This is a genomic window from Micromonospora echinaurantiaca, from assembly GCF_900090235.1.
In the GTDB taxonomy this organism is placed as follows: Bacteria; Actinomycetota; Actinomycetes; order Mycobacteriales; family Micromonosporaceae; genus Micromonospora; species Micromonospora echinaurantiaca.
Genome location: NZ_LT607750.1, coordinates 1,012,891 through 1,035,950, shown reverse-complemented (window position 1 = coordinate 1,035,950; position 23,060 = coordinate 1,012,891). Strand labels below are relative to the sequence as shown.

Sequence of the window (23,060 nt, the reverse complement as noted above, 5' to 3'; positions counted from 1 at the left end):
GCGTCCACCCGCACCCGCTCGCTTCGCTCGGGAGGCCCACCATGGGCGATCGGACCTGGCCGCACCTGCTCAACGCGCTGCTGCGCGGCGAGGAGCTGTCCACCGCCGACACCGCCTGGGCGATGGGCGAGATCATGTCCGGCGCCGCCTCCGCGGCCCAGATCGCCGGTTTCGCGGTCGGCCTGCGAGCGAAGGGCGAGACCTCGGCCGAGCTGGCCGGGCTGGTCGAGGCGATGCTCGGCCGGGCGGTCCAGGTCGAGCTGCCCGACGAGCTGCGGGCCAGCGCACTCGACGTGGTGGGCACCGGCGGTGACCTCGCCCACACGGTCAACATCTCCACGATGACCGCGCTGGTGGTGGCCGGCGCGGGCGTACGGGTGGTCAAGCACGGCAACCGGGCCGCCTCCTCGTCCTGCGGCACCGCCGATCTGCTGGAGTTCCTCGGCGTCCCGCTCGACCTCGGCCCGGAGGGCGTGGCCCGGTGCGTCACCGAGGCCGGCATCGGGTTCTGCTTCGCCGCCCGGTTCCACCCCGGCATGCGGCACGCCGGTCCCGTCCGGCGTGAGCTGGGCGTACCCACCGCCTTCAACTTCCTCGGCCCGCTGACCAACCCGGCCCGGCCCCGGGGCGGCGCGGTGGGCTGCTTCGACCTGCGGATGGCCCCGGTGATGGCCGGCGTCTTCGCCGCCCGGGGTGACTCGGTGCTGGTGATGCGCGGCGAGGACGGCCTGGACGAGTTCACCACCGCCGCGCCGACCCGCGTCTGGGTGGCCCAGGGCGGCACCGTGCGAGAGGCCGTGCTGGACGCGGTCGACCTCGGGGTACCCCGGTCCACCCTCGCCGACCTGCGGGGCGGGGACGCCGCCTACAACGCCGAGGTGGCCCGGCGCCTGCTCGCCGGCGAGCCCGGCCCGGTCCGGGACGCCGTGCTGGTCAACTCGGCGGCCGCCCTGGCCACCCAGGGGCCGCTCGACGGCGACCTGATCGAGGCGCTGCGCGCCGGGATGACGCGGGCGGCCGAGTCCATCGACTCCGGCGCGGCCGCCGCCGTCCTCGACCGCTGGATCGCCACCGCCCGCTCCCTCTGACCGCCCCCGCCCGGCCTGGCCTGGCCGCGGCCGAGATTGCGGCATATCACGGTCGCCAAGCCCCGGGACACCGCGACCTACCGCACCTCACCAACGCCCCCCGGCGTCCGGACGCTCGGTCCGTGGGAAAGGCCGCCTGCCCAGGTCAGCCGGCTCGGCCGGCGGGTGACGGCGGACATGTCGGACCCGCGTGCCAAACTACAGCCGAGTAGTTTTCCGCTCCCGACGCGCGTTCAGCCGCCTGCCGGGAGCCCGGAGGGAGAGGAGGCGTCCCGTGCCGGATCGCGAACTCCACTGCGACACCTGCGAGGGCGTTCAGCCGTTCGAGGCGCCGCCGTGCGTCGACGGCCACGGCGCCGACTGCCCCGAGCTGATCTGCACCCGCTGCGGCTCCGCCGTGCTGGTCGCCACCTTCACGTTCCGCGCCGCCCGCCTGACCGACCGGCGGCGGCCGGTGCAGCGGCGCGCCGCCTGACACCACCCACCCCGAACGGCCGGACGGCACGAAGCCCGCCTCCCCGGAGGGAGACGGGCTTCGGCAGGCTCGTCCGGCGAGGCCGGCTCAGTGCTCGGCGGTGCGCCGGGTACCGGTGTAGTACTCGAAGAGCAGGCCGCAGGCGGCGAAGACGACCGCCAGCAGGCCGAGACCCACCAGCCAGAACTGCCAGAACACCAGGCCGAGGCCGGCGATCGAGGCGGACAGCGCGATGCCGAACGGCCAGTAGCTGCCCGGGCTGAAGAAGCCGACCTCGCCCGCGCCGTCGGCGATCTCGGCGTCCGGCCGGTCCTCCGGGCGCAGGTCGATGCGGCGGGAGACGAACCAGAAGAAGCCACCGCACATCGCGCAGAGCAGGAAGGACAGCAGCAGGGCCGTGGTGCCCACCCACTCGACGCCGCCGGACTCACCGGCCGTCCAGGCGCCGTACAGGACGGTCGCGAAGAGCAGGAACCCGGCGATGACCAGGAAGATACGCCACTCGGTCTTCATGCCCGCTCCCTCAGCTTCCCGCGCCAACCGGAGCGTTGTCCGGGTTGAAGTTGGCTTCCGTGCGCCGCGTCTCGAACGGCCGGGTGGTCTGGGCGTACGGCTCCTCGCCGATGGCCGTCAGCGCCTCCTGGGTCGACTTGCCGTCCTGCTTGGCCGCGAGGAACTGCTCGTACTTCTCCGGCGACACGACCCGCAGCTCGAAGTTCATGAACGCGTGGTAGCTGCCGCAGAGCTCGGCGCAGCGCCCCACGTAGGCGCCCTCGGTCTCCAGGCTGGAGACCTCGAACACGTTGCGGATCTTGCCCGGCATGACGTCCCGCTTGAACAGCATCTCCGGCACCCAGAACGAGTGGATGACGTCCCGGCTGGTCTCCTCGAACCGGATGGACCGGTTGCTCGGCAGCACCAGGATCGGGATGACCTCGCTGGTGCCCAGCGTCGAGGCGACCGTGTTGGCCTCCGGGCCCTGACCGTCGCGGTAGTTGAACTGCCAGTTCCACTTGAAGGCGACCACCTCGACGGTGACATCGGGGTTCTTGGTCGTCTTGACCACGTCGGTCTGCACGATCGCCGTGTAGTAGAAGAGCACGGAGACGATCAGGATCGGCGCGATGGTGTAGAGGAACTCCATCGGCATGTTGTAGCGGGTCTGCACCGGCAGTTCGTTGCCCCGCTTGCGGTAGCGGACGACGCACCAGAAGATCAGGCCCCACACGAAGACGCCGACCGCGAGCGCCGCGATGCACGAGGCGATCCACAGGTCGTACATCCGGCGGGACTCCGCGGAGATGCCACCCTGCGGCCAGCCGAAGCCGTCGAACGCCGCGCCGACGTCGCAGCCCGTGAGCAGGACCAGCAGCGCCGCCCCGCCGAGACCGAGCCCGGCGACCCGACCAGCACCACGCCGCCGGCGCCCACCGGCTCCTGGGGAAGCGCTGTGCCGTACGGCCGTGGGCCGTACCTCCGAACTCCTTGCGACCACCTGGTCCTGCCTCCCTAGCGCGCCGCGGTGTCTGTTCTCTTCTGCCGCCCCATCGGGCGGAGCGACAGCACCGGCGGCAAAGGCGTCACCGACGGTCGCAGATTACTCGACCATGACGGGCTGGACCGTGTTGGGGTCGCTGTCCGCCCCCATCGGGGGGATCTTGGGCGTACCGGCGCGATAGCGTGGACAGCCGTGAGCGCATCCCCGGTCTATCTGGACGCGGCGACCGCCGCCCCGCTGCACCCGGTCGCCCGGCAGGCGCTGCTGGCCGCGCTCGACGACGGCTGGGCCGACCCCGGCAAGCTCTACACGCAGGCCCGCCGGGCCCGCCAGCTCCTCGACGCAGCGCGCGCCGCGACCGCCGAGACCCTGGGCGTACGCCCCGACGAGCTCTCCTTCACCGGCAGCGGTACGAGCGCCGCGCACGCGGCCGTCCTCGGCGGCCTGGCCGGGCGACGCCGGATCGGCCCGATCCTGGTGCACTCGGAGATCGAGCACTCCGCCGTGCTGCACGCGGCCGAGCGGCACACCGCCGCCGGCGGCACCGCCCTCGGGGTGCCGGTGGACCGGCTCGGCCGGCTGGACGTCGCCGCCTGGGACACGGCGGTCCGGGCCCCCGGTGTGGCGCTGGCCGCACTGATCGCCGCCAGCCACGAGGTGGGCACCCTCCAGCCGGTCGCCGAGGCGGCCGCCACCTGCGCGGACGCCGGGGTGCCGCTCTACGTCGACGCGGCGCAGGCGGTGGGCCGGGCGCCGGTGCCGGCCGGCTGGTCGGTGCTGACCGCCAGCGCGCACAAGTGGGGCGGCCCGGCCGGGGTGGGGCTGCTGGTGGTGCGCAAGGGCACCCGCTGGGAGTCGCCCTGGCCGGCCGACGAGCGGGAGTCCGGCCGTACGCCGGGCGCGCTGAACCTGCCGGCGGTGGTGGCGGCGGCGGCGAGCCTGCGCGCGGCGGCGGCCGACGCGGCGGCCGAGGCAGCCCGGCTGGCGCCCCTGGTCGACCGGATCCGGGCCCGGGTGGCGGCCGAGGTGCCGGACGTGGAGGTGGTGGGTGATCCCGACCACCGGCTGCCGCACCTGGTCACCTTCTCCTGCCTGTACGTCGACGGCGAGGCGCTGCTGCACGCGCTGGACCGGCGCGGATTCGCCGTGTCGTCCGGTTCGTCGTGCACCTCGTCGACGCTGCGCCCGTCGCACGTGCTGGAGGCGATGGGCGTGCTCTCGCACGGCAACGTCCGGATTTCGCTGCACCGGGAGACGACCGAGGCGGACGTGGAGCGGTTCCTCACCGAACTGCCCGCGATCGTCGCCGATCTGCGGGCCGAGGCGGGGGTGGTGGGGCTGTGACCGCGCCGCGGGAGGTGCTGGACTGTCGCGGGCAGCGCTGCCCGCTGCCGGTGATCGCGGTCGCCCGCCGGCTGCCCGAGCTGCCGGTGGGCACCGTGGTCCGGGTGCTGGCCGACGACCCGGCGGCGGCGGTGGACATCCCGGCCTGGTGCCGGATGCGCGGTCACGAGTTCCTCGGCAAGGTCACCGGCGACGACGGCCCCGCCTACGACGTGCGCCGCCAGCACTGACCCCGGAACGCGGCACGCGGCCGGGGCGGGCGTCGTACGCCCACCACGACCGCGTGCTCGACGGTGGCGGCCCGGTCAGGGCAGCAGGTGGGGGCGCACCTCGTCGGCGGCGACGTCGCCGTACGACTCGGCGAGCCGCTTGACGAACAGGTCGCGGCGGACCTGGTACTCCTGGGTGCCGACGGTCTCCAGCACCAGGGTGGCCAGCAGGGAGCCCACCTGGGCGGCCCGCTCCAGGCCGAGGCCCCAGGAGAGCGCGGTGAAGAAGCCGGCGCGGAAGCCGTCGCCGACGCCGGTCGGGTCGACCGCCTGGGTCTCCCTGGCGATCGGCACGTGGATCGGGTCGATGCCGCGCCCGGCGATCTCCACGCCGTGCTTGCCCAGCGTGGTGACCCGGATCTTGACCCGGTCGAGCAGCTGCTCGTCACTCAGGCCGGCCTTGCTCTGCAGCAGCGACTTCTCGTAGTCGTTGGTCATCAGGTAGTCGGCGCCGTCGATCAGCGCGATGACGTCCTCACCCGGCATCCGGGCCAGCTGCTGGGACGGGTCGGCGGCGAACGGGAAGCCGCGCTCCCGGCACTCGGCCGAGTGCCGCAGCATCGCCTCCGGGTCGTTGGCGCCGACCAGGACCAGGTCGAGCCCGCCGAGGCGGTCGGCGACCGGAGCCAGCTCGATGTTGCGCGCCTCGCTCATCGCCCCGGCGTAGAAGGACGCGATCTGGCACATGTCGGTGTCGGTGGTGCAGACGAAGCGGGCGGTGTGCGCCACCTCGCTGATGTGCACCGAGTCGCAGTCGACGTTGTGCCGCTCGAGCCACGAGCGGTAGTCGGCGAAGTCCGCCCCGACCGCGCCCAGCAGCACCGGACGCAGGCCGAGCTGACCCATGCCGAAGGCGATGTTGGCGGCCACCCCGCCCCGGCGCAGCACCAGGTCGTCCACCAGGAAGGAGAGGGACACCTTGTGCAGCTGGTCGGCGATGAGCTGGTCGGCGAAGCGGCCGGGAAAGCTCATCAGGTGGTCGGTGGCGATCGAGCCGGTCACCGCGATCTTCATGTCAACCCTCAGGGTCGGGAGCAGGGCGCGGGTCAGCCTACCGGCCGCCGCAAGGCCGGGCGACCGCACGGTTGCACATCGCCTACGGCCAGGTGACGCCACCGTGACCCACCAGGCGTACCGGCGTCAGCGGGCGGCCGGGCGGCGGCCGCACGGTTGAACGCCCCCTGCCCGCAGACCGCCCCGCAGACGGCGGCGGGGCCGCCCCTTCCGGGACGGCCCCGCCGTCGGTGCTCGGAGTCGACTCAGCTGAACGAGTCGCCGCAGGCGCAGGAGCTGCCCGCGTTGGGGTTGTCGATGGTGAAGCCCTGGGCGTCGATCCGGTCGGCGAAGTCGATGGTGGCGCCGGCCAGGTAGGGGGCGCTCATCCGGTCGACGACGACCTCGACACCGTCGTAGTCGGTGACGATGTCACCGTCGAGGGAGCGCTCGTCGAAGAAGAGCTGGTACCGCAGGCCGGAGCAGCCGCCCGGCTGCACCGCGACCCGGAGCCGCAGGTCGTCGCGGCCCTCCTGCTCGATCAGGGCCTTGACCTTCTGCGCCGCGACGTCGGTGAGGACGACGGAAGTAGGGGCCTTGGCCTCGGTCGACTCGGTCTGCGCTGGCGTGGTCACGTGGAATTCTCCCTGCGCGCGTTCGGTGTGGTCGTCCCGACCAACGTCACCCGCCGGTCAGCGATTCCCACTGTGGTCCAGTTTCTGATTGTAGGCCGCCGCAGGCCGGGTCACCCGGCGGTGTGACCTCGGGGCTTCCCCGCGCGGCGCCGGTCACACCCCGGTCACCGGCTCCGGTGGCCCCCGGTCGGGCTCCGGTCGCGCCCGGTCAGCGGCTCCACTGCCGGGCCAGCCGGGCGCCGAGTTCGCGCAGCCCCTCGGCGGGCCGGCTCAGCGCGGCGGCCAGGCCGCCGCGTTCCTCGCCGCCGAAGTGCTCCACCAGGCTGTACGCGTCGGTCACCCCGGCCGCGGCGGCCTCCCGGCGGCCGGTGCTGACCTGGCCGGCGAGCACCACGCAGGGCAGGCCGCGGTCCCGGGCCGCGCCGGCCACCCCGGCGACCACCTTGCCGCGCAGCGACTGGTGGTCGAACGAGCCCTCCCCGGTGATCACCAGGTCGACCCCGTCCAGCGCGACGTCCAGGCCGGTGGCCCGGGTGACCAGGCCGATGCCCGATTCGCACCGGCCACCCAGGGCGAGGATCGCCGCGCCGAGGCCGCCGGCCGCCCCGCCGCCGGGCAGCGCGCCGAGCTGCGGCGGGCAGCCGGGCAGGTCCCGCTCCAGCACGGCGGCGAAGCGCTCCAGCGCGGTGTCGAGCAGCAGCACGTCGGCCCGGTCGGCGCCCTTCTGCGGGCCGAACACGTTGCTGGCGCCGTGCAGCCCGAGCAGCGGGTTGTCCACGTCGGTGGCGGCGACCAGCCGGGCGCCGCGCAGCCGGGGCGCGCCGTCGAGGGTGGCCACGGCGGCCAGCGCGGCGCCCCCGTACGGCAGGGCCAGCCCGGCCTCGTCCAGCGGAGTGACGCCGAGCGCGGTGAGCATCCCGGCGCCGGCGTCGTTGGTGCCGGAACCGCCCAGCCCGATGATCACCGTCTGCGCGCCGGCCTCCACCGCGGCGGCCACCAGCAGCCCCAGCCCGTACGAGGTGGTGGCCTTCGGGTCCCGCTCGTCGGCGGTGAGCAGGTGCAGGCCGCACGCCTGGGCGCTCTCCAGCCAGGCGGTCGACCCGCCGTCGGTGAGCAGGATCTCACCGGCCGCCGGGCGGCCCAGCGGGTCGACGGTCGACACCGGCACCCGCCGCCCGTCCAGGGCGTCGGCGAGCACGTCGAGGAAGCCGGGACCGCCGTCGGCCAGCGGCCTGATCAGCAGCTCGTCGGCCGCGGCCACCTCGCGCCAGCCGGCGGCCACCGCGGCGGCGACCTCGGGGGCCGGCAGCGTGCCGGCGAACTTGTCCGGACAGAGCAGCACGCGCATGCCGAGCAGTGTGGCAGCCCACACCGGCGGAGGCCGCGCCGAGGCCACGCTGTGGGACCATGGGGTACGTGACTTCGACCTGGGTAGAACCCTCCAACACCGCCACGGCGCTGCTGCTGCTCGGCCGGGGCAGCGACCCCGCCACCGAGCGTGGCGTCGAGTGTCCGGGCGACCTGCCGGCGCCCAGCGACCCGGACCTGGTGGCCCGGGCGGCGGCGGCGAAGGCGAAGCTGGGCAGCAAGGTGTTCGTGCTGGGCCACCACTACCAGCGCGACGAGGTGATCCAGTTCGCCGACGTGACCGGCGACTCGTTCAAGCTGGCCCGCGAGGCGGCCGCCCGCCCCGAAGCTGAGTACATCGTCTTCTGCGGCGTGCACTTCATGGCCGAGAGCGCCGACATCCTCACCTCGGACGCGCAGAAGGTGGTCCTGCCTGACCTGGCCGCCGGCTGCTCGATGGCCGACATGGCGGTGCTGTCGCAGGTCGAGACGGCCTGGGACGTGCTCACCGAACTGGGCATCGCGGAGCAGACCGTGCCGGTCACGTACATGAACTCCTCGGCGGACATCAAGGGCTTCGTCGGCCGTAACGGCGGCGTGGTCTGCACCTCGTCCAACGCCAAGCGGGCCCTGGACTGGGCCTTCCAGCAGGGCTCGAAGGTGCTCTTCCTGCCCGACCAGCACCTGGGCCGCAACACGGCCGTGCTGGAGATGGGCTTCTCGCTGGACGACTGCGTGCTCTACGACCCGCACAAGCCGAACGGCGGGCTCACCCCGGAGCAGCTGCGGAACGCGAAGATGATCCTGTGGCGGGGGCACTGCTCAGTGCACGGCCGGTTCACCCTGGACAGCGTCAACGACGTCCGGGAGCGGGTGCCCGGGGTCAACGTGCTGGTCCACCCGGAGTGCCGGCACGAGGTGGTCACCGCGGCCGACCACGTCGGCTCGACGGAGTACATCATCAAGACCATCGAGGCGGCCCCGGCCGGCTCGGCGTGGGCGGTCGGCACCGAGCTGAACCTGGTCCGCCGGCTGGCGCTGGCCCACCCGGACAAGCAGATCATGTTCCTCGACCGGGCGGTCTGCTACTGCTCGACGATGAACCGGATCGACCTGCCGCACCTGGTCTGGGCGCTGGAGGAGCTGGTCGCCGGTCGGGTGGTCAACCAGATCACCGTCGATCCGGACACCGCGCACCACGCCCGGGTGGCGCTGGACCAGATGCTCGCCCTGCCCGGTGCGGACACCGCGCCGCCCGCCACCCGTTGACCACTCTCGGTATTCACCCTTTTACGGAATTGGGTCGGATCACCGAAAAATGCCCCCAGGGGCGAAGTGACCGGGTCCATTTTCATCACTGAGGGCTATGCTGCCGGGGCGACGACGCACGCGGCCCGTTTCGACCCGTCCGCGTTCCGGGTAGCGATGACATCGTGAGCCCCACCATCTACAGCACCGACCGCTGGAGGTTGCGTTGACCGACGACGTCCTGGTCGTACACGGAGGCACTCCGCTGGAAGGGCGGATCCGCGTGCGCGGCGCGAAGAACCTGGTTTCCAAGGCGATGGTCGCCGCGCTGCTGGGCGACAGTCCGAGCCGCCTGTTCGACGTGCCGAAGATCCGTGACGTCGAGGTCGTCCGCGGCCTGCTCGGCCTGCACGGGGTCAAGGTGACCGACGGCGACGAGGACGGCGAGCTGGTCTTCGACCCGGCGAACGTGGAGAGCGCCAGCACCGACCAGATCAACGTGCACGCCGGCTCCAGCCGGATCCCGATCCTGTTCTGCGGGCCGCTGCTGCACCGGCTCGGCCACGCCTTCATCCCCGACCTGGGCGGCTGCCACATCGGCCCGCGGCCGATCGACTTCCACCTCCAGGCGCTGCGCGAGTTCGGCGCCACTGTCGACAAGACCCCCGAGGGGCTGCACCTGTCCGCGCCGAACGGACTGCACGGCACGAAGTTCGCGCTGCCCTACCCCAGCGTCGGCGCCACCGAGCAGGTGCTGCTGACCGCCGTGATGGCCGAGGGCGTCACCGAGCTGCGCAACGCCGCGGTGGAGCCGGAGATCATCGACCTGATCTGCGTCCTGCAGAAGATGGGCGCGATCATCAAGGTGCACACCGACCGGGTGATCGAGATCCAGGGCGTGCCGAAGCTGCACGGCTACACCCACCGGCCGATCCCGGACCGGATCGAGGCGGCCAGCTGGGCCGCGGCCGCGCTGGCCACCCGCGGGCACGTGGAGGTGCTCGGCGCGCAGCAGGCCGACATGATGACCTTCCTGAACATCTTCCGGTCGGTCGGCGGCGAGTACGAGGTGACCGACAGCCGGCCGCCGCGGCTGGGCGACCCCGGCCAGGAGGGCGGCATCCGGTTCTGGCACCCGGGCGGCGAGCTGAAGTCGGTCGCCCTGGAGACCGACGTCCACCCCGGTTTCATGACCGACTGGCAGCAGCCGCTGGTGGTGGCGCTGACCCAGGCGCGCGGGCTGTCCATCGTCCACGAGACGGTCTACGAGCAGCGGCTCGGCTACACCGAGGCGCTGAACTCGATGGGCGCCAACATCCAGGTCTACCGGGACTGCCTGGGCGGCACCCCGTGCCGCTTCGGCCGGCGCAACTTCAAGCACTCCGCGGTGATCGCCGGGCCGAGCAAGCTGCACGCCGCCGACCTGGTCATCCCCGACCTGCGGGCCGGGTTCAGCCACCTGATCGCGGCGCTGGCCGCCGAGGGCACCTCCCGGGTGTACGGCGTCGACCTGATCAACCGGGGCTACGAGGACTTCGAGGCGAAGCTGGCCGACCTGGGCGCGCACGTCGAGCGTCCGTAACCTCCCTCACTGACGACCGCGCCCGGTGCACCGCGATGTGCACCGGGCGCCGTCGGTTGGCTACCCTTTCCGCGTGCCGTCGCTGTTTCGCCGCAAGTCCACCGACCTCGTCGACGAGGCGGTCACTCAGGTGACCCCCGAGGACGAGGACACCGCCACGCGTCCCCGGGGCTACACCCCCGCGAAGGGACGCGAGACGCCGAAGCGGCCGGCCGCCGGCCGGCGTCCGGCCGGGGCCGCCAAGCCGATGACCAAGGAAGAGCAGCGGGAGCACCGGCGCAAGCTGCGGGCCGAGGCGGCGGCCGAGTTCCGCCGCGAGGGCGGCCCGCGTGACCGCGGCCCCGAACGGCAGCTGGCCCGCAACGTGGTCGACTCCCGGCGTACGGTCGGCACCTGGTTCTTCGGCGGCGCGCTGATCGTGCTGATCGGCTCGAACGCGGCGATGCCGCCGGTGGTCCGGCTGGTGTCGAACATCCTCTGGGGCGCGCTCGCCCTCGGCGTGGTGATCGATTCGTTCCTCATCTGCCGCAAGATCAGGAAGCTGGTCCGCGAGCGCTTCCCGAACACCGGGCAGCGGATGGGCTCGCTCTACCTGTACGCGATCATGCGCTCGATCACGTTCCGCCGGATGCGCGCCCCGGAGCCCCGGGTCAACCTCGGCGACCCGGTCTGACGACGACGGAACCGGCCCCTCCCGCACCGCGGCGAGGGGCCGTTCCCGTTCCAGCCACCCGCTCTGGGCGCACGGCACGGGCCACCGGCTCCCGGCACGGCACGGCATGGCCGGCACCGGCACGACACGGCCAACCCGCAGCGCGGTCGACCGTTCGCGGCCACCGCCGGCCGACGGTCTGGGTGCAGCTGTTGTCACTGGGGCGACAACAGCTGCACCCGGTCCGTGCACGGTCAGGGGGCGGGGCGGTGGGTGCCGGCGGGAGAACCGCTACGGCACGCCGAGCAGGCGGAGCAGGGCGGTCGTCGCGGCGGCGGCGACCACGACCAGCACGAACGGCGCCCGCCGCCAGGCCAGCAGGACACCGACCAGCACCCCCGCCGGCCGGGCCCAGCCGGCGAACGCGCCGGCCTCGGTCAGCGCGGCGGTGGCCGCGAGCGCGGCCAGCAGGGCGGCGGCGCCGACCGGTAGCAGCCGGCGGGACCACTCCGGCAGGTCGAGCCGGTCGCGCAGCAGCACCCCGGCGACCCGGAAGCCGTACGTGCCGGCGGCCAGCGCCAGGATCACCGCGATCAGCACGACCCCCCTCCCGTCCGGCGGACCGGGTCGGGGGTCCCGACCCCGCGCCCGGCGTCCGGGATCGGGGCGGGCGTCACCCCGACCTCCCGGACGCCGGTAACGGAACCGGCGACGGGTGCCGGGCTGGAGGTGCCCCCGGTCTCCCGTCCGCCGGTTCCGGATCCACCCCGACCGGCCCGGCGGGTGTCCCGGGTCGGGGCGGGCGTCGCCCCGGGTTCCCGGTCGCCGGTGCCGGCCCCGGCGCGGACGGCCCGTACGGCCAGCACGGCCGGGCCGGCCAGCGCGAGCAGCACCGGCAGGCCGGCCGGCAGCAGCGGGGTGGTGAGCACGGCCAGCACCGCACCGGCCAGCGCCATCCGGCGGGTCTCCCGGTCGCGCAGGCTGGGCAGCAGCAGCGCGATCAGGCCGGCCGGGAAGGCGGCGTCCAGCCCCAGCGCGGCCGGGTCGCCGGCCACTCCACCGGCCAGCACACCGAGCACGGTGCCGACGTTCCAGGTGACGAAGAACAGCACCGCGGCCAGCCAGAACGACCGGTGCCGGGCCGGGCCGGCGGGCTGGGCCAGGGCGAACGCGGTGGCCTCGTCGGTCATCAGGTGGCTGCCGAGCAGCCGCTGCCACAGCCGGGCGCCGAGGCTGTCGCCGAGGGTCAGGCCGAACGGCAGGTGCCGGGCGTTGAGCAGCAGCCCGGCCAGCACGGCGGCCAGCGGGTTGCCCGCCGCCACCAGCCCGACCGCCATGAACTGCGCCCCGCCGGCGAACACCAGCACGGACATCGCGACGGTGGCCCAGCCGGGCAGCCCGGCGGCCACCGCCACCGCGCCGAACGAGGCGCCCACCGCCACCATCGCCGCCCCGACGGCGGCGACGTCGCGGAGTACCCCGCCGTCGGCTGTTCGTTGTACCGTACGCATGGTCCACCATGATGAACGGAATAAGCGTGGTCGTCAAACCGAACAAACAGACCGACGGAGCGAACATGCCCGCCGTACCGGCACCCCCGCTGGCCACCATCGCCGCCGCCATCCGCCGCGAGCGCGAGCGGGTCGGCGTCTCGCTGACCGAACTGGCCCGGCGGGCCGGGATCGCCAAGTCCACCCTCTCCCAGCTGGAGTCGGGCGTCGGAAACCCGAGCGTGGAAACCCTCTGGGCGCTCGGCGTGGCGCTGGACGTGCCGTTCAGCCGGCTGGTCGAGCCGCCGAGCCCGACCGTCCGGGTGGTCCGGGCCGGCGAGGGCCCCCGGATCCGCTCCGAGCACGCGGACTTCGCCGGGACGCTGCTCAGCGCCGGGTCGACGCACGCCCGGCGTGACGTCTATCTCCTCGAACTGGAGCCCGGCGCGGTCCGCAAGGCCGAGGCGCACACCCCGCGCAGCATCGAACACGTGGTGGTCGGCGCCGGGCGGATGCGGGTCGGCCCGGAGGCCGACCCGGTGGAGCTGGGCCCCGGCGACTACGCCACCTTCCCCGGCGACGCCCCGCACCGCTACGAGGCGCTGGCCCCCGGCACCTTCGCCGTGCTGGTGATGGAGCACCCCTGACGCTCCCGGCGGTAGAGCCGGGCCACCACGTCCTCGATGTCCGGCTCCACCACCGAGACGTCGCGCAGCGCGCCCAGCCCGGCGAGCCCGGCCACCACCTCGGCCACCCGCGCCGACTCCAGCGCGAACACCAGCCGGTGCCCGTCGTTCTCCACCCGATGCAGCGACGCGCCGGACAGCACCGGCGGTTCGGGCACGGGGGCATCGAGGTCGGCCACCACCAGCCGGCGGGAGCCGTACCGCTCGTGCAGCGCGGAGATCGACCCGTCGTGCACCACCCGGCCGTGGTCGATCACCACCAGCCGCCGGCAGAGCCGTTCGATGTCGGCCAGGTCGTGGGTGGTCAGCACCAGCGTGGTGTCGCCGGTCCGGCCCAGCTCGGCCAGGAAGCCACGCACCGCCTGCCGGCTGACCACGTCCAGGCCGATGGTGGGTTCGTCGAGGAAGAGCACCTCGGGGCCGTGCAGCAGGGCGGCGGCCAGCTCGCCGCGCATCCGCTGGCCGAGGGAGAGCTGGCGGACCGGGACGTCCAGGAACGCGTCCAGGTCGAGCAGTTGCCGGCAGCGGCGCAGCCGGGCGGCGTGCGCGCCGGGCGGCACCCGGTAGATGTGCCGGAGCAGGTCGAAGGAGTCCCGCAGCGGCAGGTCCCACCACAGCTGGGAACGCTGGCCGAAGACCACGCCGACGCGCAGCGCGAGCCGGGTGCGCTGGGCGACCGGGCGCAGCCCGCAGACGCGTACCTCGCCGGCCGAGGGCGTCAGCACCCCGGTGAGCATCTTGAGCGTGGTGGACTTGCCGGCCCCGTTCGGTCCGATGTAGCCGAGCAGTTCTCCGCGCTCGATCCGCAGGTCGATCCCGTCGACCGCGGTGACCAGCCGCTTCTCGCGGCGCAGCCGCCCGGCCCTGACCCGGACGGTGAACTCCTTGCGCAGTGCCTTCGTCTCGATGACGCTCATGACCCCGTACTCCGGTAGTGGCGGACGCCGAAGCGCCAGGCGGCGGCGGCGATCGCGGCGGCGAGCAGCGCGACGCCCGGCGCGGCCCAGCCGACCCAGGGCGGCAGGCCGAGCGGGTCGGCCCGGCCCAGCAGGGCCAGTGCCGGGTGGTAGCCGACGAAGGCGAAACCCAGGCCGTACGCGAAGAGCGCCCGGAACCACCCGTCGTAGACGGTGATCGGGTAGGTGGTGAAGTCCCGCCCACCGTAGGTGACCGAGTTGGCCAGCTCACCCGAGTCGACCCAGAAGAAAGAGACGGTCGCGGTGGCCACGAAGACCGCGCCGAAGAAGACCACCGCGGCCAGCGGGGCGAGGACCACCAGCAGCACCCGGGCCGGGGTCCACTGGATCCCGGCGGAGCCGACCGCCACGACCAGCACGGCGAGCCCGAAGACCGCCCGGGACACCTTGCGCAGCGGCAGGTCCATCAGCAGCAGTTGCGGCAGCGTACCCAGCGGGCGGAGCAGCACGGCGTCGAAGAGCCCGGTACGCACGTAGCGGGGCAGCCGCTCGATGTTGCCGACCAGCAGGTCCGCGAGGGCGAACGCGCTGGTGGAGATGCCGACGATGACCATCGTCTCGCGCAGCGTGAAGCCGCCCAGCTCCCGGGTCACGCCGAAGACGACCAGCACGGTGACCACGTCGAAGACGGTGGACCCGACGTTGCTCACCAGGTCCATTACGAACGACGTCCGGTACGCGGTCTGCGACCGCGCCTGCGCCCCGAGCAGTGCCCGATACGCGGCCAGCGCACCACCGGTGCGCGCCGACCCGGTCGGGCCGGCGCGGTCAGCCACCCTGCACGACCAGTCGCCGTTCGGCCCGCCGCTGCACCAGCCGGCAGGTGGCCAGGACCAGCACCGTCCAGCCCAGCTGCACGGCGACCAGGGCGAGCTGGGTGCCGGTCGGATCCCGCTCGACCAGCACGTCCAGCGGGGTCTGCAGCAGGCTCGGAAACGGGGTGCCGAGCCAGAGCAGCAGCTGGAGCCACTCCGGCAGGAAGCGCAGCGGGAAGTAGAGCCCGGTGAGCACGCCCGAGACGAGCGTCCAGAGGATCACCGGGCCGCGCACGTCGTGCAGCCAGTACGCGGTCGCGTTGACCAGGTAGCGGCAGCCGAAGCAGAGCAGCACGGCGACGAGCGCGGAGAGCACGAACAGCGGCCAGGTGGCCCACCGCTGCGGCACGTGCACCGGGAAGAAGAGCGGGCCGACCAGCACCGGCGGTAGCAGCCGGGCCAGCGCGGCGTAGCCGGCCCGGCCCAGGTCGGCGGCGAGGTAACTGGTCACCGGGTGCACCGGGCGGAGCAGGTCGGCGGCGACCTCGCCGGTGCGGATTCGGTCGGCCAGGTCGGTCCATCCCCAGAGGAGGATGACGGCGAGCAGACCCTGCCCCATCCAGACGAAGGTGGCGAGCTGGGCCCGGTCGTACCCGGCCACCGTGCCGGCCGCGCCGACCGCGGCGAGCAGGACATAACAGCGGAGGAAGCCGAAGACGCAGTTGGTGACGACGCCGGCCACCGCCGCCTGGCGGTAGGTGGAGTATCGTCGGAAGCCCGATCCGGCTATTGCCCTGAATGTCCGAAACCATAGGATAACGTTTGAGCCGGCAGGCGGTGCCACAGTGGCGGTGAGCGAGCCCACGCCGCTACCCTCCTTTCCGCAGCCACGCCGTGCCGGAAGGGGCGACTTTACCGGCCGACGGGGTGCCCAGCGCGACAATTTCCAACGAGGTGACATCGCCGTGAGCGAGCGGACGCGAGCCGGCCACCGGGACGCGGCCGTGAGCGAGCGGACGACCGGCGGTGACCCCGGCATGACCGCGCGTGCCCGCACCGGCGACAGGCCACCCGGATGAGCCGCGGCTACGCGGACCGGTGGCACGACCCGGCGGAACCGTCCTGGGTCGTGGAGCCGACCACGGAGTGGCACCCCCAGTTCCCCGGCCAGCGCTACCCGGGCGACATCGGCATCCAGCACACCCCGCCGCCGGCGCCCCGCGGTCGGGCGGCCGTGGTCGGCCGCGCCGAGGTGCCGCCGCTCGCGCCGACCCGCCCCGACGGGACGTACCTGGGCCGGGCCTGGAAGGACGAACCGGACGGCTGGGACCGGCACCGGGGGCGCGACGGCCGGCGGCACGACGACGACCCGTACCGCCCGGGACGGGGCGAGCCCGGGTGGCCCGACGACCGGCAGCGGCCGGCCCCGAACCGACGGGACGAGCACGCGCGTGCCCCGTACGGCGTCGACGGCGGTCGCGCCGCACCCCGCGACCACGACCGGTACGACGACCGCGCGCCCCGGCAGGAGCCGCCCGGCCGGGGACGCTCCGGCGTCGCGCCCGTCTCCCCGGCGAGCCAGCCGGAACCCGGCTGGCTCGCCGAGCCGGACGAGGACCTGCCGCCGCGCCGGCCGGCCGCGCACGACCGGTCGTCCAACGGCTACGAGCAGCGACCGGCCGAGGGCACCCGCCGGCCCCGCTACCAGTGGGACCGCGCCGGCGACCAGCGCGAGCGGCCGCCGGCCGAGCAGCGTGACCGGTTCAGCGGTGAACGCCGGCCCGCCGACCACCACGAGCGGTACCCCGCCGAGCGCCCCGACCGGTTCCCCGCCGAGCACGAGCGGTTCGCGGCCGAGCAGCGCGAGCGGTTCGCGGCCGAGCGCCGCGACCGCGGACCGGTGGACCGCGCCGCGCAGGCCGGCCGCTGGGAGCGCCCGGACCGGGGCGCCGCCGAGCGGCCGTACGACGACGCCGAGCGCCGCCGGCCGGAGCCGGACGAGCACCGGCGGTCGCGCGAGGCGGCCGCCCGGGCCGAGCCGTACCCGGACCGGCGCCCCCGGGAAGAGGTCCGGCCGGAGTTCCACCGCGAGCCACCGGGCCACCCGCCGTCGCGCCCGGAGGGCGGCCTGCCCTGGCCTGCTCCCGGACCGGTGCGCCCCGGGTACGACCGGAGCCTCGGCCACCACCCCGACCCGCGGCCCGAGCACCGCCGGCCGGCGGAACCGGCCGGCCCGTCCCGCGGTGACCGGTACGACGCCGCGCCGCCGGTCGAGGAGCGGCGCCTGCCCGCCGCCGGCGTGCCCACCCGCGACCTGCCGGCCGCCGGCCGTCCCGGACCCTCCGCCCCGGCGGACCGCGACCTGCCCACCCGGGGCCGACCCGACCCCCGCGCGCCGCACACCGACCGCCCGGTCTCTCCCGCGTCGCCCGGCGACCGGCCCGTCTCGCCGGCCGCGCCGGACCGGACCCGACCCGAGCACGCCGGCCCCGACCGCCGCCCGCCCTACACCGACCGCCCCGTCTCCCCCGCGTCGCCCGGCGACCGGCCCGTCTCGCCGGCCCCGCCGGACCGGACCCGACCCGAGCACGCCGGCCCCGACCGCCGCCCGCCCTACACCGACCGCCCCGTCTCCCCCGCGTCGCCCGGCGACCGGCCCGTCTCCCCGGCCCCGCCGGACCGGACCCGACCCGAGCACGCCGGCCCCGACCGCCGCCCGCCCTACACCGACCGCCCCGTCTCCCCCGCGTCGCCCGGCGACCGGCCCGTCTCCCCGGCCGCACCGGACCGGACCCGACCCGGACACGCCGGACCCGACCCCCGTCCGCCCTACGCCGACCGGCCCGTCTCCCCCGCTCCACCCGGCGACCGGCCCGTCCCGCCGCCGCCCTTCGCCGGGCGACCGGCCGCCGGGCCGCGTCCGGTCGTCCCGCCTCCGGCGTTCGGCGCGCCGCCTGCCGATCGGCCCGTGTCGCCGGCGCCGGCCGCCGGACGTGGCTCGACCCCGCCACCGGAATCCGGCCGCCCGGTGCCACCGCCGTACCCGGCCGCGCCGCAGCCCGGCCGTGGGGACCGCCCGGTCGGCACACCGCCCGCGTTCGACCCGGCGGCCGCCGGCGGCGCCGAACGTACGGCCGCACCGCCGCAGTGGGGCCCGGGGTCGGCAACGCCGGGCAGCGGCCGGTCCGAGGCAGCCGCCGCCGAGCACCGGCCACCGGCCGGGCGCTCTCCGTCCACACCCGGCGACCGCCCCGTCTCCGGGCCGCCGGCCGCCCGGCTGCCGATGGAGTACCGGGCGGCCCCGGACGCGCCAGCGAGCGCCCCACCGGCATCGGCGGCGGTCCCGACCGACCGGAGCGGCGCGACGCCCGTCGACCGTCCCGTGCCGGGCGGCGGCACCACCCCGACCGGGATCGAGCAGCCGGTGCCTCCGCCGCTCGCCATCACCCCCGACCGGCCGAAGGTCTATGTCCCGCCGCCGCCGAGCGACCCGCCCGCGCCGGCCCTGCGTCCGGAGCCGGCGGACGGCAACCCTCCGAGCGGACCGGCCGCCTGGTTCGGGCCTGCCAAGCCGGCGGCGAAGGCCGACACCACCGCGACAGAGCGCCCGGCCCCGCCATCCGCGGCGGCGGACCCCGGACCAACCGCGCCGACACCCGAGCCGGTCACGGACGAGATGGCGGCACCGGCCGGGGACGAGGTGGCGGCACCGGCCGCCTTCACCGACCGCCAGCCGGCCGAGCCGGCCGAGCCGGCTCTCCCGCCGCGCACCGAACACACCGTGGCGCCGGTCTCCGCGCCGCCCGTGGAGGCGGTTGCCGGCGCGGCGCCGGTCGGGACGGATGCCGGCACGCCGCCGATCGGGACGGTTACCCCGGCCCCGCCGGCCGGTGTGACCGCACCGAGTCCGGCGGCACCGGACGGCACGGCGACAGCCGAGCCGCCCACTCCTCCCGTCGAGGGCCGGAACGCGAGCGCGTCGACAGCCGGCGTACCGGCCGCCGTGCGGCCGGCCGGGCCGAGCCCGACCGCGCCCGTGCCCGCACCGCCCGCCGATGGCGGCACGGCGGCATCCGCGACGACGCCGACGGTCCACCCCGACCAGGTTGCAACAGCGCCCGGCGACGACGAGCGGCTCGCCGGGGTCCCGACGGCACCTGATCTGGCCGGGCCGGCCACCCACACCGACACGCCGGTGGCCGCGCCGCCGGTGGGTACGGATCCGGTCGCTCCGGCTGCCCCCACCGGCCAGGACCCGATGGCCGCCGACGCGGCGCCGGCGACGGTTGCCGACGCCGCCTCCGTCCCGGCCGCTCCGGCCATGCCAGCAGTGCCGGCGCGGCCCGACTCGGCCGGACTGGCGGTACCCACTGCGGCCCCCTCGGCCCACCCCGGGTCGTACCCGTCGTGGCAGTCGGCCGAGCCGGCCACGGCAGCTTCCGCACCCGGCGCGCCGCTGTCCGCGCCGCCCGGCGACGGCCGCACTTCCACGACCGCCCCGCCCGCACAGGCTGCCGCCGCATCCTTTGCCGGACCGCCGGCCGCGCCGGTCTCCGCGCCACCGGCTCGGCCCGTCTCCGCACCGCCCGCCGCGCCGGTGTCCACCTCGGCCACCACACCCGTGTCCGGCCCGCCGGCCGCTTCCGTGTCCGCGCCACCCGCCGCACCGGTCTCCGGCCCACCGGGCGCACCCACCCCGACCCCACCGGCCGCACCCGCGTCCGCGCCACCCGCCGCGCCGGTCTCCGGCCCGCCGGCCGCCGCACCGGTCTCCGGCCCGCCAGCCGCACCCGCGTCCGCGCCACCCGCCGCACCGGTCTCCGGCCCACCAGCCGCACCCGCCTCGACCCCGCCGACCGCACCCGTGCCCGCGCCGCACGGCGCACCCGCACCGCCCGGCGCGCCGGACTCCGGCCCGCCTGCCGCACCCGTTTCGGCCCCACCGGCCGCACCTGTCTCGGCCCCGCCGGGCGGACCCGCACCCGCGCCGCACGGGGCGGCCGTCCCCGCCCCGGCCGACGCGCCGCTGCCCGCACCGGCCACCGCGCCCACGTCCGGCGCGCCTGCAGCCCCGGCCTCCGCCCCGCCCGCGACAGCCGAACCGGCCCGGCCCGCGGCGGTCGTGTCCTCGCCGCCGACCACGCCCGTCTCCGGCCCACCGGCCGCGCCCGCCTCCGCCCCACCAGCCGAGCCCGTGTCCGCGCCGCTGGCCACGCCCGTCTCCGGGCCACCGGACGCGCCCGTCTCGGCTCCGCCGGCCGCACCCGTCTCCGCCCCACCAGCCGAGCCCGTGTCCGCGCCGCCGGCGGCGGCCGGGTCGGCGACGCCGGTCGGAACCGGGTCGGGGCCCGACGTATCGGATCCGGCCGCGGAGCGGGCGTCCGGGGCACAGGGTGACCCGGAGCAGGCGCTCGCCAGCTACCGGTGGCGGCTCGACCCGGTCACCCTGCGCGAGGTGGTGGACGACCCGGACGAACTGCGGACCATCCGGCGGGGCCTGACCGAGAAGCTGGCCACCACGGTCGACAACCGGTCCCGAGCCCGGCTGCTCAGCCTGCGCGCGGTGGTGTCGCGGGCCCTCGGCGAGCTGGACGACGCGCTCGCCGACGGCCGGCTCGCCCTGACCTACGCGGAGGCCACCGGCGAGCTACGGCGGATCGCGCTGGCCCAGGCGCGGCTGGCGCACGTACTGCGCTGGCGGGGTGACCACGCGGAAGCCGACCGGCTCCTCGCCGAGGCGAACTCGCCCGAACTGCCCGACCGGCTGCGCGCGGCCCTGCACGAGCACGCCGGGCGGTCCGCGTACGACCAGGGCCGGTTGATGGAGGCGAGCCAGCACTTCGAGCGGGCGCTGGACCTGCGCGGCGCCACCGACGCCGAACTGCTGGCCCGGATCCGGACGGCGCTGGACGCGGTCGCCGACCGGGCCGCGGAGCAGGGCTTCGGGCCGTACCCCCGCACCCGCGACGACCTGCTGGACCGCGTGCGGCCCCCGGTGCCCGCCCGGGACGACACGCTCTGGGGCTACGCCGACCCGGACGGCGAACTGGTGATCCCCGCCCGGTACGCGGAGGCGCAGCCGTTCCGCGAGGGGCTCGCCTGGGTACGCCGGCCGGAAACCGACCGCTGGTCGCTGATCGCGCTCACCGGCACGACGGTGATCGAACCCTCGTACCTCGCCGTGCGGTCCTTCTCCGACGGCCTGGCCTGGGTGCTGCGCGACCGGGGCGCCGGCTGGCTGGCCATCCGCCCCAACGGCGACGTGGCGATCCCGCCCGGCTTCGCCGACGTACGCCCGTTCCGGCGCGGGGTGGCCGCGGTGCGCCGGGAGGGCTGGGGCGCGGTGGACAAGACCGGCCAGATCGTGCTGCCGACCCGGTACCACGGGTTCGCCACGACGCTCTCCGACGGCCGCCAGGTCGACGACTTCACCGACGAGGGGCTGGCCGTGGTGGACGTGGCGGGCCGGCGCGGCGTGGTCGACCGGACCGGGCGGGTGATCGTGCCGCCGGCCCACCCGGCGCTGGTCATCCACCCGGTCGCGTTCCTGGTGGTCACCGCCGCCGGTCGGTGGGGCGCGCTGGACCGGCGCGGTGAGCTGCTCATCGACCCGGTGCACCGGGACCGCGACGAGGTGATCGCGGAGATCGAGCGGCTGCTCACCGACACCAACCCGGTGATCTGACCGGCCAGTCCGGCACCGGGCACCACCGTCGTCCGAGCACGCCGTCACCGCCCCGGCGGCGGTCCCAGCAGTTCGATGCCGTTCCGCGCGGCGGCGTGCCCGAGCGCGGCCGGATCGATGGGCAGCGGATCCGGCAGCCGCAACTCGGGCGCCGGCACGCCGGCCGCCGCGGCGAACCGCTCGAACCCGCCGGGGGTGGTGAGCTGCAGCGCCCGCAGCGGCTCGTCCGCCCCGACCGTGAAGGTGTGGGCCAGGCCGACCGGCAGCAGCACAAAGTCACCCGGCCCGGCCTCGAAGGTCTGGTCGGCGCAGTGGAACCGGGCGGTGCCGGAGAGGACGTAGAACATCTCGTCCTCCAACTGGTGCCGGTGCAGCGGCGGCGCGAAGCCCGGCGGGTTGACGAATTCGGCCACCGTCAACTGGTCCCGGGTCTGCGCGCCCGCGGCCTTGATCGTGACCAGGTTGCCGAGGAACCAGTACGCCTCCCCCTCGTCGGGACGGCGCAAGTACGGGCTGACGGACATGCCGCCTCCTCCGGTCGGCGCCGCCCAGAGCAGCCGGCGCGACATCGCCACGCCCGAGCAGCCGGCGCGATGTCGGCACCACCTTCGGCAGACGGCGCGATATTGGATAGTCAGTGGTCTAGTGAATACATTGTTAGTATCGCGTCCTGATGGGCGACGTCAAGGACGGAAAGCCGACCCGGCCGTACCGGTCCCGGGTCCGCGAGGAGAGCGCGCGGCGCACCCGCCAGGCGGTGGTCGCGGCCGCCGCCGAACTCTTCGTGGCCCGCGGCTACGCGGCGACCTCGCTGGCCGACGTGGCCGCCGCCGCCGGCGTGGCCCGGCCCACGGTGTTCGCCGTCTTCGGCTCCAAGGCGGCGCTGCTGCGCCAGGTGCTCGACCAGGCGCTGGCCGGCGACGACGAGCCGGTGCCGGTGGCCCAGCGACCCTGGTTCCGGCCGGTGTGGGACGCCCGCGGCCAGGGCGAGGTGCTCGACGGCTACGCCGGGGTGTGCACGCTGATCGGCGGGCGCGCCGCGCGGGCCTTCGAGACCGTCCGCCGGGCGGCCGACGAGACCCCCGAGGTGGCCGAGGTGTGGGAGACCCTGCTGCGCAACCGGCGGGCTGGCGCCCGGATGGTGGTCGAGCAGGTACGCACCTTCGGCCCACTGCGCCAGGGCGCCGACGTCGAGCGGGCGGTCGACGAGCTGTGGTTCTACAACGACCCGGCGCACTACGCGGCCCTGGTGCTGCACTGCGGCTGGCCCGAGGACTCCTTCCGACGATGGCTCGCCGCGCGGATGCGGGACGTCCTGCTGCCCGCCTGACGGCGT

The 23,060-nt window shown here is 75.4% G+C and carries 21 protein-coding genes; 10 read left to right on the top strand and 11 right to left on the bottom strand.

Annotation, left to right across the window (positions count from 1 at the left end):
* Positions 1-41: 41 nt before the first annotated feature.
* Both trpD and GA0070609_RS04845 read left to right on the top strand, forming a co-directional pair.
* Positions 42-1,088, top strand: a complete 1,047-nt coding sequence (gene trpD / locus GA0070609_RS04850; protein WP_088992677.1) for an anthranilate phosphoribosyltransferase — start codon at positions 42-44, stop codon at positions 1,086-1,088.
* A gap of 274 nt (positions 1,089-1,362) precedes the next feature.
* A complete protein-coding gene (locus GA0070609_RS04845) occupies positions 1,363-1,563 on the top strand; it encodes a hypothetical protein (RefSeq protein WP_088992676.1) in 201 nt (66 codons plus the stop codon).
* Positions 1,564-1,650: 87 nt separating this feature from the next.
* Here GA0070609_RS04845 and GA0070609_RS04840 read toward each other — a convergent pair whose 3' ends face one another.
* Together GA0070609_RS04840 and ctaC are read right to left on the bottom strand one after the other, a co-directional pair.
* Positions 1,651-2,076 (bottom strand): cytochrome c oxidase subunit 4, encoded by a 426-nt coding sequence (locus GA0070609_RS04840; protein ID WP_088992675.1) that lies wholly within the window; start codon positions 2,074-2,076, stop codon positions 1,651-1,653.
* A gap of 10 nt (positions 2,077-2,086) precedes the next feature.
* On the bottom strand, positions 2,087-3,058 hold the full coding sequence (ctaC, locus tag GA0070609_RS04835; RefSeq protein WP_088992674.1) for an aa3-type cytochrome oxidase subunit II: 972 nt from the start codon (positions 3,056-3,058) through the stop codon (positions 2,087-2,089).
* A 195-nt stretch (positions 3,059-3,253) separates the two neighbouring features.
* On the opposite strand from ctaC, the gene GA0070609_RS04830 reads away from it, so the two are divergent.
* Together GA0070609_RS04830 and GA0070609_RS04825 are read left to right on the top strand one after the other, a co-directional pair.
* On the top strand, positions 3,254-4,405 hold the full coding sequence (locus tag GA0070609_RS04830) for a cysteine desulfurase family protein (RefSeq protein WP_088992673.1): 1,152 nt from the start codon (positions 3,254-3,256) through the stop codon (positions 4,403-4,405).
* Entirely contained in the window at positions 4,402-4,635 is a 234-nt protein-coding gene (locus tag GA0070609_RS04825) for a sulfurtransferase TusA family protein (RefSeq protein WP_088992672.1), read from the top strand. Before GA0070609_RS04830 ends, GA0070609_RS04825 begins: the two co-directional genes overlap by 4 nt.
* Before the next feature lie 75 nt (positions 4,636-4,710).
* Here the strand turns inward: GA0070609_RS04825 and GA0070609_RS04820 are convergent, their stop codons facing one another.
* The 3 genes from GA0070609_RS04820 to GA0070609_RS04810 all read right to left on the bottom strand — a co-directional run bounded on the left by GA0070609_RS04820 (position 4,711) and on the right by GA0070609_RS04810 (position 7,650).
* Positions 4,711-5,688, bottom strand: coding sequence for a carbohydrate kinase family protein (locus GA0070609_RS04820; RefSeq protein WP_088992671.1), 978 nt, complete (start codon positions 5,686-5,688; stop codon positions 4,711-4,713).
* A 245-nt stretch (positions 5,689-5,933) separates the two neighbouring features.
* Positions 5,934-6,302 (bottom strand): iron-sulfur cluster insertion protein ErpA, encoded by a 369-nt coding sequence (erpA, locus tag GA0070609_RS04815; RefSeq protein WP_088992670.1) that lies wholly within the window; start codon positions 6,300-6,302, stop codon positions 5,934-5,936.
* Positions 6,303-6,510: 208 nt separating this feature from the next.
* Positions 6,511-7,650, bottom strand: coding sequence for a glycerate kinase family protein (locus GA0070609_RS04810; protein ID WP_088997502.1), 1,140 nt, complete (start codon positions 7,648-7,650; stop codon positions 6,511-6,513).
* 68 nt (positions 7,651-7,718) lie between these two features.
* Between GA0070609_RS04810 and nadA the strand changes: the two genes are divergently transcribed.
* The 3 genes from nadA to GA0070609_RS04795 all read left to right on the top strand — a co-directional run bounded on the left by nadA (position 7,719) and on the right by GA0070609_RS04795 (position 11,152).
* Positions 7,719-8,918 carry a quinolinate synthase NadA gene (gene nadA, locus GA0070609_RS04805; protein ID WP_088997501.1) on the top strand — a complete coding sequence of 400 codons (1,200 nt, stop codon included), beginning with the start codon at positions 7,719-7,721 and terminating at the stop codon, positions 8,916-8,918.
* A 205-nt stretch (positions 8,919-9,123) separates the two neighbouring features.
* Entirely contained in the window at positions 9,124-10,479 is a 1,356-nt protein-coding gene (murA, locus tag GA0070609_RS04800; protein WP_088992669.1) for a UDP-N-acetylglucosamine 1-carboxyvinyltransferase, read from the top strand.
* A gap of 73 nt (positions 10,480-10,552) precedes the next feature.
* Positions 10,553-11,152 carry a DUF3043 domain-containing protein gene (locus GA0070609_RS04795; RefSeq protein ID WP_088992668.1) on the top strand — a complete coding sequence of 200 codons (600 nt, stop codon included), beginning with the start codon at positions 10,553-10,555 and terminating at the stop codon, positions 11,150-11,152.
* Positions 11,153-11,422: 270 nt separating this feature from the next.
* Here the strand turns inward: GA0070609_RS04795 and GA0070609_RS04790 are convergent, their stop codons facing one another.
* On the bottom strand, positions 11,423-11,731 hold the full coding sequence (locus tag GA0070609_RS04790) for an AzlD domain-containing protein (protein WP_088992667.1): 309 nt from the start codon (positions 11,729-11,731) through the stop codon (positions 11,423-11,425).
* Positions 11,725-12,642: an AzlC family ABC transporter permease gene (locus GA0070609_RS04785; RefSeq protein ID WP_231928537.1), complete on the bottom strand. Its 918-nt coding sequence runs from the start codon at positions 12,640-12,642 to the stop codon at positions 11,725-11,727. The genes GA0070609_RS04790 and GA0070609_RS04785 overlap by 7 nt, the downstream gene beginning before the upstream one ends.
* Before the next feature lie 65 nt (positions 12,643-12,707).
* Between GA0070609_RS04785 and GA0070609_RS04780 the strand changes: the two genes are divergently transcribed.
* Positions 12,708-13,268 (top strand): helix-turn-helix domain-containing protein, encoded by a 561-nt coding sequence (locus GA0070609_RS04780; RefSeq protein WP_088997499.1) that lies wholly within the window; start codon positions 12,708-12,710, stop codon positions 13,266-13,268.
* Here GA0070609_RS04780 and GA0070609_RS04775 read toward each other — a convergent pair.
* Genes GA0070609_RS04775 through GA0070609_RS04765 form a run of 3 tightly spaced genes read right to left on the bottom strand, consistent with a single transcriptional unit; the run spans position 13,214 to position 15,904 of the window.
* The gene (locus tag GA0070609_RS04775) at positions 13,214-14,224 is read right to left on the bottom strand and encodes an ABC transporter ATP-binding protein (RefSeq protein WP_088992666.1); all 1,011 of its coding nucleotides are present in this window, start codon (positions 14,222-14,224) and stop codon (positions 13,214-13,216) included. The genes GA0070609_RS04780 and GA0070609_RS04775 overlap by 55 nt on opposite strands.
* Entirely contained in the window at positions 14,221-15,060 is an 840-nt protein-coding gene (locus GA0070609_RS04770) for an ABC transporter permease (protein ID WP_231928536.1), read from the bottom strand. The genes GA0070609_RS04775 and GA0070609_RS04770 overlap by 4 nt, the downstream gene beginning before the upstream one ends.
* A complete protein-coding gene (locus GA0070609_RS04765; RefSeq protein WP_088992665.1) occupies positions 15,053-15,904 on the bottom strand; it encodes an ABC transporter permease in 852 nt (283 codons plus the stop codon). Before GA0070609_RS04765 ends, GA0070609_RS04770 begins: the two co-directional genes overlap by 8 nt.
* Before the next feature lie 210 nt (positions 15,905-16,114).
* On the opposite strand from GA0070609_RS04765, the gene GA0070609_RS34790 reads away from it, so the two are divergent.
* Positions 16,115-21,724 carry a WG repeat-containing protein gene (locus GA0070609_RS34790; protein WP_269459274.1) on the top strand — a complete coding sequence of 1,870 codons (5,610 nt, stop codon included), beginning with the start codon at positions 16,115-16,117 and terminating at the stop codon, positions 21,722-21,724.
* Between the two features lie 44 nt (positions 21,725-21,768).
* Here the strand turns inward: GA0070609_RS34790 and GA0070609_RS04755 are convergent, their stop codons facing one another.
* Positions 21,769-22,248 (bottom strand): quercetin 2,3-dioxygenase, encoded by a 480-nt coding sequence (locus GA0070609_RS04755; RefSeq protein WP_088992664.1) that lies wholly within the window; start codon positions 22,246-22,248, stop codon positions 21,769-21,771.
* Between the two features lie 149 nt (positions 22,249-22,397).
* Here GA0070609_RS04755 and GA0070609_RS04750 point away from each other — a divergent pair, with 149 nt between their 5' ends.
* The gene (locus GA0070609_RS04750) at positions 22,398-23,054 is read left to right on the top strand and encodes a TetR/AcrR family transcriptional regulator (protein WP_088992663.1); all 657 of its coding nucleotides are present in this window, start codon (positions 22,398-22,400) and stop codon (positions 23,052-23,054) included.
* Positions 23,055-23,060 lie beyond the last annotated feature (6 nt).